General features: G+C 72.3%; 11 protein-coding genes and 1 pseudogene. 8 read left to right on the plus strand and 4 right to left on the minus strand.

All coding sequences use genetic code 11. The annotated features are described in order from the left end of the window. Positions 1–458: 458 nt before the first annotated feature. The 3 genes from PS271_RS26825 to PS271_RS26835 all read left to right on the plus strand — a co-directional run bounded on the left by PS271_RS26825 (position 459) and on the right by PS271_RS26835 (position 4,093). Positions 459–722: a hypothetical protein gene (locus PS271_RS26825; protein ID WP_398385340.1), complete on the plus strand. Its 264-nt coding sequence runs from the start codon at positions 459–461 to the stop codon at positions 720–722. Continuing rightward, entirely contained in the window at positions 719–1,996 is a 1,278-nt protein-coding gene (locus PS271_RS26830) for an MFS transporter (RefSeq protein ID WP_398385341.1), read from the plus strand. The genes PS271_RS26825 and PS271_RS26830 overlap by 4 nt, the downstream gene beginning before the upstream one ends. A 432-nt stretch (positions 1,997–2,428) precedes the next feature. Next, positions 2,429–4,093: an APC family permease gene (locus tag PS271_RS26835; protein ID WP_398385343.1), complete on the plus strand. Its 1,665-nt coding sequence runs from the start codon at positions 2,429–2,431 to the stop codon at positions 4,091–4,093. A gap of 86 nt (positions 4,094–4,179) precedes the next feature. On the opposite strand, the gene PS271_RS26840 is transcribed toward PS271_RS26835, so the two are convergent. Continuing rightward, a complete protein-coding gene (locus PS271_RS26840; protein ID WP_398385345.1) occupies positions 4,180–5,583 on the minus strand; it encodes an amino acid permease in 1,404 nt (467 codons plus the stop codon). Positions 5,584–5,841: 258 nt separating this feature from the next. Between PS271_RS26840 and PS271_RS26845 the strand changes: the two genes are divergently transcribed. Beyond that, complete coding sequence (locus PS271_RS26845) at positions 5,842–7,212, plus strand: radical SAM protein (RefSeq protein ID WP_398385347.1); 1,371 nt, start codon at positions 5,842–5,844, stop codon at positions 7,210–7,212. A gap of 183 nt (positions 7,213–7,395) precedes the next feature. Further along, on the plus strand, positions 7,396–8,697 hold the full coding sequence (locus tag PS271_RS26850; protein WP_398385348.1) for an erythromycin esterase family protein: 1,302 nt from the start codon (positions 7,396–7,398) through the stop codon (positions 8,695–8,697). A gap of 27 nt (positions 8,698–8,724) precedes the next feature. Here PS271_RS26850 and PS271_RS26855 read toward each other — a convergent pair whose 3' ends face one another. The 3 genes and pseudogenes from PS271_RS26855 to PS271_RS26865 all read right to left on the minus strand — a co-directional run bounded on the left by PS271_RS26855 (position 8,725) and on the right by PS271_RS26865 (position 10,214). Continuing rightward, positions 8,725–9,000 (minus strand): DUF1876 domain-containing protein, encoded by a 276-nt coding sequence (locus PS271_RS26855; RefSeq protein ID WP_120757962.1) that lies wholly within the window; start codon positions 8,998–9,000, stop codon positions 8,725–8,727. An 8-nt stretch (positions 9,001–9,008) separates the two neighbouring features. After that, positions 9,009–9,659: pseudogene (locus PS271_RS26860) on the minus strand (phosphoribosyltransferase); the annotation flags it as partial. A 111-nt stretch (positions 9,660–9,770) separates the two neighbouring features. Next, positions 9,771–10,214 carry an HIT family protein gene (locus tag PS271_RS26865; RefSeq protein WP_398385350.1) on the minus strand — a complete coding sequence of 148 codons (444 nt, stop codon included), beginning with the start codon at positions 10,212–10,214 and terminating at the stop codon, positions 9,771–9,773. 142 nt (positions 10,215–10,356) lie between these two features. On the opposite strand from PS271_RS26865, the gene PS271_RS26870 reads away from it, so the two are divergent. From PS271_RS26870 to PS271_RS26880, 3 genes are all read left to right on the plus strand, one after another. Next, positions 10,357–11,121 carry a DUF72 domain-containing protein gene (locus PS271_RS26870; protein ID WP_398385352.1) on the plus strand — a complete coding sequence of 255 codons (765 nt, stop codon included), beginning with the start codon at positions 10,357–10,359 and terminating at the stop codon, positions 11,119–11,121. Positions 11,122–11,274: 153 nt separating this feature from the next. Then, a complete protein-coding gene (locus tag PS271_RS26875; protein WP_398385353.1) occupies positions 11,275–12,738 on the plus strand; it encodes a serine/threonine-protein kinase in 1,464 nt (487 codons plus the stop codon). Between the two features lie 72 nt (positions 12,739–12,810). Further along, positions 12,811–14,232, plus strand: coding sequence for a DUF6777 domain-containing protein (locus tag PS271_RS26880; RefSeq protein WP_398385355.1), 1,422 nt, complete (start codon positions 12,811–12,813; stop codon positions 14,230–14,232). Positions 14,233–14,299 lie beyond the last annotated feature (67 nt).

The raw sequence follows: 14,299 nt of genomic DNA on the forward strand, positions 1-14,299 counted from the left end.
CGTGAGCGACACCGCAAGCTATAGCGGCAAAGATCTCCGAATATGTCGTGAGTGATGGTTGTCACATGGAATGATCGCGTAATTCGCCCCCGTCGGCAGGGGTCGCCCCCTTCAGGATGAAGAGGTGCTGATCGCCGACTGCGCCCGAGCTGCTCCAGGGCCGCGCGGTGGTCGGTGTGCCCGGCCCGCAGGCGGCGGCCGGCTGCCCGCAGCCATAGGGCAGTTGCAGGCCGGCAGCTCGCTGAGTGACACTGAGGAGCTGCTCGACGCGGGCGCCCGGCAGCTCGAAACCGCCGGGCTGCGAGCTCTCGCGGCGGCGGTCGTGGCCGAGGCCGATTCCCCGGCCGGCTCGACCGGCAAGGTCCCCAAGCGTGCCTCACCTTCGACCTGGAGCAGAGCCGCCCCGGCCTTCGCCTCCTGGTTCCCCACCCCGGTACACAAAGAAAGAGGGATGGACCATGCCTATTCGCCCCCCGACGCGCGACAGGGAGACCTGGGCGGACTCCGGCCCGCTCGACCCGGACCGGGCCACGGGCCGGGCCGCGGCGGCCCTCGGCGAGCAGGCCCGGATCGCTGTCATGGAGACGTACGGCCATCTGCCCGCCGCTTTCGGGCAGTTACCGGCTCACGCGGGGAATCTCGCCGAAGAGGGGCATCCCGACGCGGCCGGTGAGCCGGTTTCCCGCACGCTCGCCCGGCCGGCTCGTGCGGTGTCGGCATGAGTCAACTGCCTCAGCTCTCCCGCGGGTTCACCTTCTGGCTGATCGCCACGGTCCAGGCCCTGCTGCTCTTCGCGGCGAGCGCGCCCTCTCCGCTGTACCCGGTGTACCAAGCCGACTGGGGCTTCTCCGCCACCACGCTGACCGCCGTCTTCGCGGTGTACGCGCTCGCGCTCCTCGCGGCGCTGCTCGTGGTGGGCGGCATCTCCGACCACGTCGGCCGCCGCAAGGTCCTGGCGGCGTCTCTGATCGTCGAGGTGGTGAGCATGCTGCTGTTCGTCACCGCCGACAGCGTCGGCCCGCTCCTCGCGGCACGTGTCATCCAAGGGCTGGCCACCGGCGCCGCGACGGGGGCGACCAGCTCCGCCCTGCTCGATCTGCAGCCCCCGGGCCGGCCCCGTCTCGGCCCGCTGGTCAACAGCCTCGTGCCCCTCGTCGGCCTGGCCCTCGGCGCGCTGGGCTCCGGGCTCCTCGTCGAGTACGCACCCGCGCCGAAGACCCTCGTCTACGCACTGCTCCTGGTGGTGTTCGTGCTCGCGGCGCTCGTCGTCCCGCTCCTGCCGGAGACCTCGCCGAAGCGGCCGGGCGCGGCAGCCTCCCTGATGCCGCACCTGGCGGTGCCGCGGCGGGTGCGGCCGCTGTTCCTGACCGTGGCGCCCAGCCTGTTCGCGGTGTGGGCGGTCGGCGGTCTGTACATGTCGCTCGGCCCGTCCATCGCGGTCCGCACCCTCCACATGAACGGCCACCTCGTCGGCGGCCTGGTCATCTTCGCCCTGACCGGATCGGGCGCCCTCGGCTCGCTGCTGCGCCGCAACCGCCCGCCGCGCCGCACCATGACCCTCGGCTTCGTGGCCTTCCTCGTCGGCATCGGCACCACTCTCGGCGCCCTCGGCATCCCCTCCCCGGCGCTCTTCTTCGTCGGCATCGTCATCGCCGGCTACGGCTTCGGCACCGGGTTCCTCGGAGCCTTCCAGACCATCGCGCCGCTGGCCGGTCCCGACGAACGCGCCGGGCTCGCGGCCAGCATTTACGTCGTGGGCTACCTGGGCTTCAGCGTGCCCGCGGTGGTCGCGGGTCTCGCCGTGCAAGAGTTCGGGCTCGGGCCCACCACCATGGTGTACAGCGTCGCGGTCATGGCCCTCGCCGTCGTGGCCTGCGCCGGACTCCTCGTACAGGAACGCCGGGAGAAGCGGGGGGCTACCGAGGCACCCCGCCGCCGGGGCGGGACGCCACCCGCCCCGCCCGCCGCCCGAGCGGCCGACGCCGATCGCGGCTGACCACCGGAGAACAGCCATGCGGTCGCCCCCCCGTCCGTCCAGTGACCGGGGGGTCGTGAGGGCCATCGCTGAGCAGATGGGGTCGAGCGGTTCGGTGCCCCGCGCGTGCGGCGGTTGCCCTCGCGTGGGAAAGAACGACGTGTTCGCGGCGAAATGCAGGAATTATTTTGGAAATAAGTTTCCGATCAAGGCGATTGGAGTAGATCCGTCCCTTGCCGTAGCATGACCGGCGTCGTAATTTGCGCCCTCGGTGATCTCGTCGCAGGCGAGATCGGACCACTGCTGATCGAATTCCCTGCCGCATTTCCCGCCCGGCCCGGAAGACGGAGTACCCGTCGGCGCGAGCCGACGCAGGCAGGGCAGCCGGACGGCCGTTGAGGTGTGCACCGTGCTGCCCGCAGACTTTGTCTCCGGCAGAACGGAATGCACGTCGTGGATCTGAGCGCGGCCAATCGAAAAGGCCTCAGCCTCTTCGCCCTGATCATGATCGGGCTGGGGTCCATTTTCGGCTCCGGCTGGCTCTTCGGAGCCGGGCAGGCGGCGCAGGTCGCCGGGCCCGCCGCACTGGTCGCCTGGGTCATCGGCGCGATCTTCATCGGCATGATCGCCATGTCGTACGCGGAGGTCGGCGCCGCCTACCCGCTGCCCGGCGCGATGGCCCGGTTCGGCTCCATCTCGCACGGCCCGGTGCTCGGCTTCATCACCGGCTGGGCCGTGTGGATCGCGACCGCCTCGCTGATCCCGATCGAGGCCATCGCGGGCACCCAGTACATGTCCTCGTGGAGCTTCGGCTGGGCCCAGGGGCTGGTCGCCGACGGCAGCCTCACCGGCACCGGCATCGCGACGGCCCTGTTCCTGACGCTCGCCCTGTGGCTGGCCTGCTACTGGTCGGTCGAGCTGCTGGCCCGGGCCAACAACCTGCTGACCCTGGTCAAGTTCGCCATCCCGGTCCTCGCGGTCGGCGCGCTCATAGCCTCCGGCTTCCACACGGACAACTTCACGGCGCACGGCGGCTTCGCGCCCAACGGCTGGTCGGCCGTCCTCACCGCCGTCACCGCCTCGGGCGTCGTCTTCGCCTTCAACGGCTTCCAGGCCGTCGTCAACCTCGGCGGCAACGCCAAGAACCCCGGCCGGGCCATCCCGCTCGCCCTCGTCGGCGCCCTCTCCCTCGGCCTGGTGATCTACCTGGCCCTCCAGGTCGCCTTCCTCGGCGCCGTCCCGCCCGAGAAGCTCGCCGAGGCGGGTGGCTGGAGCGGCATCAACTTCGCCTCGCCCTTCGCCGACCTCGCCAAGCTGCTGATGCTGCACTGGGTCGTCACCATGCTCCAGTTCGGCGCGTTCATCTCGCCCAACGGCGCCAACATCGGCAACGTCGCCTCCTCCGCCTATCTGGCGCAGAACCTCGCCGACACGGGCTTCTTCCCCAAGAAGCTCGCCGAGGTGCACCCCCGCTACGGCGTCGCCCGCCCCGCCATGTGGCTCAACCTGGGCTTCTCCGTCCTCCTGCTGCTGACCATCGGCCACAGCTGGGAGGCCCTGGCCAGCGTCGTCTCCGCCGCGATGGTCGTCTCCTACCTCATGGGCCCCATCGCGGTCGGTGTCTTCCGGAAGACCAAGCCGGAGCTGCCCCGCCCCTTCAAGCTCCCCGCCGCGAAGGTCCTCTGCCCGCTCATCTTCGCCTTCGCGGCCTGCGCCCTGTACTGGTCGAAGTGGCCCAACACCGGCAAGGTGACCCTGCTCACCCTGGTCTCGGTCCCCATCGCCGCGGTCGTGCTGCGCCGCCGGGGCGAGAACCTGCGCCGCCAGTTCGCGCCGGCCTGGTGGATGGTCGGGTTCCTGCTGTGGCTGTCCCTGCTGTCGGCGCTCGGCAGCCCGGAGTTCGGCGGCCGCGGCGTGATCCCGAGCGGCCTCGACACGGCTCTGGTCGGGGTGTCGGCCCTGGGCTTCTACTTCTGGGCGGTGCGGTCCGGTGTCCAGGCCCACCGCGCGGGCCTGCCCGGCCCCGACCCCGTCCTCTCCGGCGCCCGGGGCGCTGCCGCCGGCACGGTTCCGGCCCAGGCGGGCGAGCGGGAGACGGCCGGCGCCGCCGCCTCCTAGGACGCCCGCACACACGGCGAAGGCCGGTCCCCTCACCGAGGAGGACCGGCCTTCGCCGTTCTGCCGGACGCACCGGCGTCAGAGCGTCACCGTTTCGCGGCCGCCCGCTGCTGCACGTATCCGATCACGGCCAGCGCCAGCGCCAGGCCGCCGGTCGAGTACAGCTGCACGCGGGTGTCGTCCTCCAGCAGCATGAGCACCAGCGCCCCGGCCACGCCGGCCAGCGTCAGCCACGTCAGGTACGGGAAGGCCCACATCCGCACGACCAGCTTGCCGGGCGTCTCGCGCTCCAGGCGGCGGCGCAGCACCAGCTGGGAAGCGGCGATGAAGCCCCACACCACCAGCACGACGCCGCCGACCATGTTCAGGAGCCAGGCGAAGACCGTCGTGGGATACCAGTACGACAGCAGGACGGCGAAGAAGCCGAAGGCGGACGACGCGAGCACCGCGCGGCGCGGCACCCCGCCGGAGACCTTGCCCAGCGCCTTGGGGCCCTGGCCGCGGGAGACCAGCGAGTAGGCCATGCGCGAGGAACCGTAGATGTTGGCGTTCATCGCCGACAGCAGGGCGATCAGGACGACCACGTTCATGATCTGCCCGCCGCCGGGGACGCCGAGGCGGTCGAGCACGGCCGCGTACGGGCCGCTCTCGGTGACGGACTCGTCGTTCCACGGGATCAGCGTGACGATCATCAGCATCGAGCCGACGTAGACGATGCCGATCCGCCACATCGTCGTCTTCACGGCCTTGGCCACCCCGCGCACCGGGTCCTTCGCCTCGGCGGCGGCGATGGTCACCGTCTCCAGGCCGCCGTAGGCGGCGAGCGAGGCCAGCAGGCCGATCAGCAGGCCGTTCACGCCCGTGGGCAGGAAGCCGCCGTCGTGCAGGAGGTGCGCGGCGCCGGGGGAGTCGTTGCCGGGCAGGACGCCGAAGACGGCGAGTGCGCCCAGCACCAGGAAGAGCCCGATGGCGCCGATCTTCAGCGCGGCGAACCAGAACTCGAATTCGCCGAAGTTAGAGACCGCGGCCAGGTTGCTGCCGCAGAACAGCGCCATGAAGACCAGCACCCACATCCACGACGGGGTGCCCGGGAGCCAGCCCGACACGATGTGGGCCGCGCCGATCGCCTCGATCGCCACGCCCACGACCAGCAGGGTCCAGAACATCCAGCCCGCCGTGAAGCCGGCCCACGGGCCGATCGCCCGGTCGGCGTGGACGGAGAAGGAGCCGGAGGCGGGGTTGGCGGCGGACATCTCGCCGAGCATCCGCATCACGAACATCACGAGCAGTCCGGACACGGCGTAGGCGAGCACGATCGACGGGCCGGCGGCGGCGATGCCGGCACCGGAGCCCACGAAGAGGCCCGCGCCGATGACGCCGCCGAGGGCGATCATCGACAGGTGCCGCTGCTTGAGTCCGTTCGAGAGCGGCGACCCCTGCTCGGGGGCGCCCTCCGTCTGCGGGGGAGAGGTTATGTCTGTCCGGCTCATGGTCGTGCCTGTCCATCATGCGAGATCGGGATGTTCGAGTATGTGCAGGCGCAGAGAGATCCGGTTAACTCGTCCGTTATCCGGACAGTCCCTTCACCCAGGGTGATCGTTTCGCAGCAGTCCATCCGAGGACCGTACAGCGCGCAACGGCCGACCCGGCCGCATCCCCCGCACCGCGCGGGTCTAGCGTCAGTGATCACGGGCGAGCCCCGCCCGCAGCGCACGCGCGAATCACGCAACGAAGGGGGAGCACCGCACATGACCGGCCGTACCCACCTGATCGAGGGCCTGATGGAACGGTTCCCGCACATCCCGCGGGAAGCCGTCATCAAGGAGGACCTGCTGCGCGGCGGCATGGCCTTCGACGACTCCGCGCTCAGCGACACCGCCAACGAGGCGTCCGGCGGGATCAAACCCAAGTCGTACTTCATCTTCTCCTTCGACCACCGCACCCTCCCCGAGCTCGGCGCCGCCGCCCTGCGCCGCCCGCCCGAGGAGATCGTGCTGACCGGCGGCCCCTACGAGCTGCGCCGCACGGTCGTCTCCGTCCGCGTCAACCCCGCCTCGCCCTACCGGGTCCGTGCGGGCGAGGACGGCGCGCTGGGCCTCTACCTCGACGGGCGGCGCATCTCCGACGTCGGCCTGCCGCCCATGCCCGACTACTACCGGCAGACGCTTTCCAACGGGAAGTCCGTCATGGAGGTCGCCCCCACCATCCAGTGGGGCTACCTCGTCTACCTGACCGTCTTCCGCGTGTGCCAGTACTTCGGCGCCAAGGAGGAGTGCCAGTACTGCGACATCAACCACAACTGGCGCCAGCACAAGGCCGCCGGGCGCCCGTACACCGGCGTCAAACCGGTCGAGGAGGTCCTGGAGGCGCTGGAGATCATCGACCGGTACGACACCGGCCGGGCCTCGCAGGCGTACACCCTGACCGGCGGCGCCATCACCTCGAAGGTCGCGGGGCACACCGAGGCCGACTTCTACGGCCGCTATGCCCAGGCCATCGAGGAGCGCTTCCCGGGCCGCTGGATCGGCAAGGTCGTCGCCCAGGCCCTCCCCAAGGCCGACGTGCAGCGCTTCCACGACTACGGCATCCGCATCTACCACCCCAACTTCGAGGTGTGGGACGAGCGGCTCTTCCAGCTCTACTGCCCGGGCAAGGAGCGGTACGTGGGCCGCGCCGAGTGGCACCGGCGGATCCTCGACTCCGCCGACGTCTTCGGCGCCCGCAACGTCATCCCCAACTTCGTCGCCGGCGTGGAGATGGCCACCCCGGACGGGTTCGCCACCGTGGACGAGGCGATCGCGTCCACCGCGGAGGGGCTGCGGTTCTTCATGTCCCACGGCATCGTCCCGCGGTTCACCACCTGGTGCCCCGAACCGACCACGCCCCTGGGCCGGCTGAACCCCGAGGGCGCCCCGCTGGAGTACCACGTACGGCTGCTGGAGGTGTACCGGGCGACTCTGGAGGAGTACGGGCTGACCTCGCCTCCCGGCTACGGGCCGCCCGGCCCGGGGCGTGCCGTCTTCTCGGTGAGCTCCTTCATGGACAGCCTCCCGGCGGAGGCGGAGGAACGGGGGACGGGGGAACGGGACGACGACGGTCAGCTGACGGCGCCGCATTAAACCCGTTGTCCGTGGCTCACGGTTCCTCTTAGTCTCTGATCATGGTTCCTGGCACGCTCTTCCGCTGACGCTCCCTCGGGAAGCCGTACGACCCGCTCCCCGCCGGGAGTTCCCTCGCCGTGCGCGCTTCCCCTCCGGTGATCCGCATCCGCACGTTCCTCCACCGAGAGAAGAGCCTTCAGCATGCCTCTCCAGCCTTCCGGCCATGACTCCCATGACTCCCATGACGCGTTCGCCCAGTGGCTGCGCGACCACGCCACCACCCTGACCACCCTCGACCCGGACGCTCCGCTCGACGACCTGGAGCCCCTGCGCGACCTCATCGGCGACGCCCGCGTCGTCGGCGTGGGCGAGAACTCGCACTTCATCCACGAGTTCGGCCTCACGCGCAAGCGCCTCCTGCGGTTCCTCGTCGAGCGCTGCGGCTTCACCGTCCTCACCTTCGAGTACGGGTTCAGCGAAGCCTTCGCGCTCGACGCCTGGGCCCGGGGCGCCGGCCCGGACGACGACCTCGCACGGATCACCACGGCGGACCTCCCCATGGGCGCGCCGGAGCTGCTGCGCGCGCTCCGGCTGCACAACCGCACCGCGGCCCGGCCCGTGGGCTTCGCGGGCGCCGACATTCCGGCGGCGGGCGGCTCGCTCGTGCCCGCGCTCCGCCCGGTCGCCGACCATCTCCGCGAGGCCGACCCCGGGGCGCTCCCGCTCGCCCGGACCGCGATCGGGATCGCCGAGCGGTTCGCCGGCGGGTCCGCGGCCGCGGCAGCGCCCGCATGGGCACAGTTGCCGGCAGCCGAGCAGGACGCCCTCACGGCCGCCCTCGCCCGTCTCCTCATCCGCTTCCGCGCCACCGAGCCCCTCCAGGTGGCCCGCACCGGCCGGTACGCGTACGAGGTCGCCCTCCGGCGCATGGAAGCCGCCGCCTACGCGGACCACACCCTCCGCGCCATGGCCGCCCTGTTCGCCGGTGAGGGGCTCACCATCGACACCGCGGCCCGGGAGACCTTCCTGGCCGGGTCCGTCCTGTGGCACCTGGAGCACGCCGGGCCGGGGGCGCGCGTCGTGCTCATGGCCCACAACGCCCACCTCCAGAAGGAGCCCGTCTCCTTGGAGGGGCACGAGACGACGCTGCCCATGGGCCACTACCTCCAGCACGCCCTGGGCGACGACTACTTCGCCCTCGGCGTGACGTCCGTCGGCGGCCGTACGGCGGAGATGCCGCTCGACGCGGGCGCCCGGTTCGGCTTCACCGTCGACGACACGGAGCTGGCGCCGCCCGAGCCGGGGAGTATCGAGGCCGCCTTCGCCCGCGCCCTTCCGGCCGGCGCCACCGGCCTCGCCGGGCTGCGTGCGGCGCCCCGGGGCGAGGGCAGCCCCGACCGGACCCGGCTGCAGAGCGCTTACCTGCACGCGCCGATCGCCGACGCGTACGACGGGATGCTCTGCGTGCCGACCTCCCGGGTGGCCGACGGCGTCGACATCTGAACCGAGATCTGATCTGACCGGTGACCGTCAGTGGTTCAGCCGTGTCGTGACGTGCGTGGCCTCCTCGATGTCCACTCCCGCCTTGTCGAGCAGCTGCTCGGACAGATCGCGCAGCGCCCGTGCCGCCGCGACCTCCTCGCCGACACGCTGCTGGGTGGGGTCGGTGGGATTGCGGTTGGTCGTCCCGACGGCGGTGAAGTCCGTGCCGTCGTGCATGTGCAGCCGCACCGCCGCCTGGGTCAGCGCGCCGGCCTCGCGGAACTCCATGTCGATGGGGCTCTCGACGATCTTCTCCGTGGTCATCGCACACCTCCGGGGTCCGTCCTTGCCGCCCTGTTGCGCTCCAGCAGGTCGATGACTTCCTCGTCCGGGGTCTGGGAGAAGTCCTGGTACCACTCGCCGACCGCGAAGAAGACCGGCGGCGTGCTGAGGCAGACCAGCTCGTCCGCCTCCGCGCGGAGCGCCTGCGCCGCGTCCGGTGCCGCCACCGGCACGGCGAGCACCACCCGCCCCGCCTCCTGGGCCCGCACCACCTGGCAGGCGGCCGACGCCGTGGCGCCGGTGGCGACGCCGTCGTCGATGACGATCGCGGTGCGGCCCTTCAGGGGGATCCGCGGGCGGCCGCCGCGGAACCGCTCGGCCTGGCGGGCCAGGTTCGCCTCCTCGCGCCGCTGCACCTCGGCGAGGTCGTCCTCCTCCACGCGGCTCATCCGGACGATGTCGCTGTGCACGACCCGCACCCCGCCCTCGCCGATCGCCCCGAACCCCAGCTCCTCGTGGAAGGGCACCCCGAGCTTGCGCACGAGCACCACGTCCATGGGGGCGCCGAGCGCCCGGGCGACCTCGTAGGCCACGGGGACGCCGCCGCGCGGCAGGCCCAGGACGACGGGGTCCTCGGCGCGCAGGTGAGCCAGCCGCTCGGCCAGGCGGCGCCCGGCGTCCACACGGTTGAGGAATCTCATGATCCACCTCTTCTCCCGGGGACGGCGCTCCGGAGAACGAGGGAAGCCATACCTCCAGTAACGAGGGAAGCCCTACCTCCAATATGGTCAGATTCCCGCCGGTCGTCCATGTCAGGGCACCGGGCCGGCGTCCCCGGATTCCAGCGCCGCCCTGACCCGCGCCGCGACCTGCGCCGCTTCCTCCTCCGAGGCGTAGCGCCCCCGCGGCCAGAAGAATCCCCGCAGGCCGTCCTTGCGGTTGCGCGGCACCACGTGCACGTGGAAGTGCGGCACCGACTGGCTCACCCGGTTGTTCGCGGCCACGAACGACCCGGCGGCGCCCATCCCGCGCTCCACGGCCCCCGCGATCCGCTGCACCCGGGCGAAGAGCGGCCCCACCTCGTCCGCGGACAGGTCGGTGAGCGTCTCGGCGTGCCGCCGGGGCACCACCAGCACGTGGCCGGGAAAGAGCGGCCGGGCGTCCAGGAAGGCGACCGCCGTCGGGTCCTCGAAGACCCGGTGGCCCGCGGAGCCGTCCGCAGCGATCTCACAGAAGATGCAGGCAGCCTCGTCCATGCCCCCAGTCAACCGCAGCGGGCCCCTGTACCCGGCGACCCCGGGCCGTCCCGCCGGCCCGGCGACCCGCGCACCGCCGCCGATCCGGCGTTCCTCGCGGCGCGCCCGTGACGCCCCCGCACGGCCGGGGCAGGGAACACCCATGCCTCTGCACGTCGGAACCTCGGGCTGGCAGTACAAGGACTGGCGCGGCGTCCTCTACCCGGAGGGCTGCCCGCAGCGCCTGTGGCTGGAGGAGTACGCGCGGCAGTTCGCGACGGTCGAGAACAACAACGCCTTCTACCGGCTGCCGCCGCCCGGCACCTTCGCCGACTGGCACGACCGCACGCCCGCCGACTTCGTCATGGCCGTCAAGGCGAGCCGCTACCTGACCCACATCAAGCGGCTGCGCGACCCCGAGGAACCGGTCCGGCGGCTCATGCGGCACGCCGCCGGGCTCGGCCGCCGGCTGGGCCCCGTCCTCCTCCAGCTGCCGCCCACCCTGCGCGCCGACCCGGCGCTCCTGGACACCGCCCTCGGCTGCTTCCCCGACGGCGTCCGCGTGGCCGTCGAGCCCCGCCACGACTCCTGGTGGACCGACGAGGTGCAGGATGTCCTGCGCAGCCACCGCGCCGCCCTGTGCTGGGCCGACCACGGCTCCCGGCCCGTCACCCCGCTGTGGCGGACGGCCCCCTGGGGGTACGTGCGCTTCCACAGCGGGCGGGCCCGGCCCTGGCCGCGCTACGGCCGGACGGCGCTCGCGAGCTGGGCCGGGCGCATCGCCGACACCTGGCCCGCGCGGGCCCACGTCTACGCCTACTTCAACAACGACCCCGGCGGGGCGGCCGTCCGCGACGCCGTCGTCTTCGCCCGCGCGGCGGCCGCGCTCGGGCGCACGGTGAGCCGCACCCCGGACCCGCGCGCCTGAGCCCGCGCCGGTGCGCCCCCCGCTGCGCCGCGTGCCTCCCCGGACGGCAGCGGAACCGGGAACGCCGCACGGACCCGGCTCGTCCCAGCCGGTGTGGCCCGAAAACGCGCACGGCCCGGGGCGTAGCGCGTACGGGGAAGGGGGCGCACGAACGTGGACGGCGAGCAGCAGCGGCACCCGTTACTGGCCGGCCGGTACCGGCTCATCGACCAGCTGGGCAGCGGCGGCATGGGCGTGGTCTGGCGCGCCGTCGACGAGCTCCTCGACCGGGAGGTCGCCGCCAAGGAGGTCCGGGCCCCCGACCACATGCGCGAGCAGGACGTCCGCACCCTCTACGCGCGCCTGAAGCAGGAGGCCCGCGCCGCCGCCCGCATCAGCCACCCCAACGTCATCACGGTCCACGACGTGGTCGAGCAGGAGGGCCGGCCCTGGATCGTCATGGAGTTCGTCCGCGGCCGGTCGCTCGCCGAGATCCTCCAGCACGAAGGCGTGCTCAGCCCCAAGGAGGCCGCCAAGGTCGGCTCGATGGTGCTCCAGGCGCTGCGCAGCGCGCACTCCTGCGGCGTCCTGCACCGCGACGTCAAGCCCGCCAACGTCCTGCTGGAGCCCGGCGGCCGCGTCGTCCTGACCGACTTCGGCATCGCCCTGGTGGAGGGGTCCGGCACCCTCACCCGCACCGGAGACCTCGTCGGCTCGCCCGACTACCTGGCGCCCGAGCGCGCCCTCGGCGAACGGCCCGGCACCCCCTCCGACCTGTGGTCCCTGGGCGCCACGCTCTACTCGGCTGTCGAAGGCGTCTCGCCCTTCCGCCGCACCTCGGCGCTCAGCACGCTGCAAGCCGTCGTCCAGGACGACCCGCCCACGCCGCGCCGCGCCGGGCCGCTCACCCCGCTCCTCGAAGGACTCCTGCGCAAGGACCCGCAGACCCGCATGGGCTCGACCGAGGCACAGCGCCTGCTGGACGCCGTCGCCGCCGGCCAGATGCTCACCCAGCCCGACTGGGGCAGGCCCGAGCCCGGCGGATACGTGCCCACCGCGCTGTCCGCACCCACCCCGCCGACCTCCTTGCCCTCACCGAGTGGGCCGTCCGGACCGCCTGGTGGACTGCCCGGGGCGCCGACGAGCAGGTCCGGCGCGGCCGGGAGCCCCGCCGGGCCGCCCGGACGGGCCTACGGATATCCGCCGGCCGGACAGGCCTACGGGTATCCGGTGGCGGCCCAAGGGGCGGTGCAGCCCGCCTACCCGCCGCCGAGCCCGAGCCCGGCCCCGGGCACCACGCCGCCGCGGCGCCGAGGCTGGCCCGTCTACCTGGGACCGCTGCTGGCGCTGCTCCTCATCGCGGGCGGCACCGTCGCGGGGGTGCTGTCGGCAGGAGGGAACGGGGACGGCGGGCAGCATCCGGACGGGGGCTCCACGGGCACCGTGCAGCCGGACGAATCCCAGCAGCCGGACGAATCCGGCAGCCCCCGGAGCTCGGAGGAACCCAGCCCCTCCCCGCCCGGGCCGTCCGGGCACGCCACGGACGATCCCACCGCCCCCACCTACCCCACGACCGGACCGACCAAGAACCCGGGCACGTGCAACGGCGGCTGGGTGACGAAATGCGCAACGTACTGAAACAAGCAACGCCTTGAGAGAAGACGCCGAAGGAAAGAACTGACCAGCTATCGGGGGATGAAGATGCGGCTGGTGACCGATCCCTTCCGGGACATGCAGCAGAAAACCTCCGCGCGGCGCCGCCGGCTCCGGGTCGTCGCGCTCCTCACCGCGCCCGCGCTGATCGGCGGCGCGGCCCTCGCCGGGTGCGGGTCGTCCGGCAGCAAATCCGTGCAACTCGTCCTGGAGGCCGTGGGGGAGAGCGGGGCGTTCCCCTTCGTGGAGCACCCGGACACCGACCTCCGCGGCGTCAGCTCCGCCACGCGCGGCGGCGGGCAGCGGGCGGGGGACGCCCGGGGCGCGTTCGGAGGGGTCCAGGGCGCCACGCGCTGCGACAAGGCCTCACTGATCAAGCAGCTCACCGACGACCCCGAGAAGGCCAGGGCGTGGGCCGCGGTGAAGAACATCGACGAGGGCAGGATCGGCGAGTACATCAACAACCTCACCGAGACGTACCTGGAGTTCGACACGCTCGTCAAGAACCACGACTTCCGCGACGGCGAGGCCAGCGAGTACCTGTCGGTGATCCAGAAGGGCGTGCTCGTCCTCGTGGACAACTACACGGGGCCCGCCGTCAAATGCAACTGCGGCAACCCGCTCCTGGAGCCGGACCGCAACATCGACACGAAGGCGGCGAGTTACACGGGCACCCGCTGGGAGACGTTCACCGCCACGGAGGTGACCGTCATCAAGCCCCGTACGAAGGAACAGGGTCCCGTCAAACAGATTCCCCTTGTCGACCCGTTCCAGGGGGACAAGGCGTTCGACCGCGGCGTGGGCAGTGACGGGAGCAAGGACAGCAAGCCCTTCCACTGGGATCCGCCGAAGACTCCTCCGGGCTCTCCGGGTTCCTCAGGCTCCGCGGGTACGGGCTCCTCGGGCCCCGGCGGCGGTGAGCCGTCCTCGAAGCCGCCGAAGGACAAGTCCTCGGAACCGTCGGCCGGTTCCTCCGGGTCAGGCTCGTCCGGATCCGGCTCGTCGGCGTCCGGCTCCTCCGGAGCGGGATCGTCCTCCAGCGGTTCCGGCCAGCCGTCGGGCCGCTCCTCGGCCCAGGGCCTGCGGCCGTCTACGGAGCCCCCCGTGCCGTCGCGGCCGGGCGTGTCGTCCAAGCCGCCGCACGGCAGCACCGCGCCCGGCACCCCGCACACCACCCCGCCCCGGGCGAGCACGCAGGCCCCCAAGCCCACGGCGACCCGGTCCGTCGCACCGCCGGTCACGGAGAAGCCGGCCACACACAAGCCGGTCACGGAAAGGCCGGTCACCGAGAAGCCGGCTACGGAGAAGCCGGTCACGGAAAAGCCCGTGAAGCCGGTGATCCCCACAGGCGCGAAACCCGTGCCTCCCACCGAGGGCCACCCCGTGGCCCCCACGGCGGCCAAGCCCAAGCCGCCCCCGCCGGACACCCACGCCCCGCCCCCGGCCGTGGAGCCGCCTAAGGTCACGGGCGGTTCGTAACCGACACAAGGCCCGGGCTTCCCCAATCCATGCCAAGCAGGGACAAACAACAGTCGCGATACGTTGT

This window comes from Streptomyces sp. SCA2-17, from assembly GCF_044336695.1.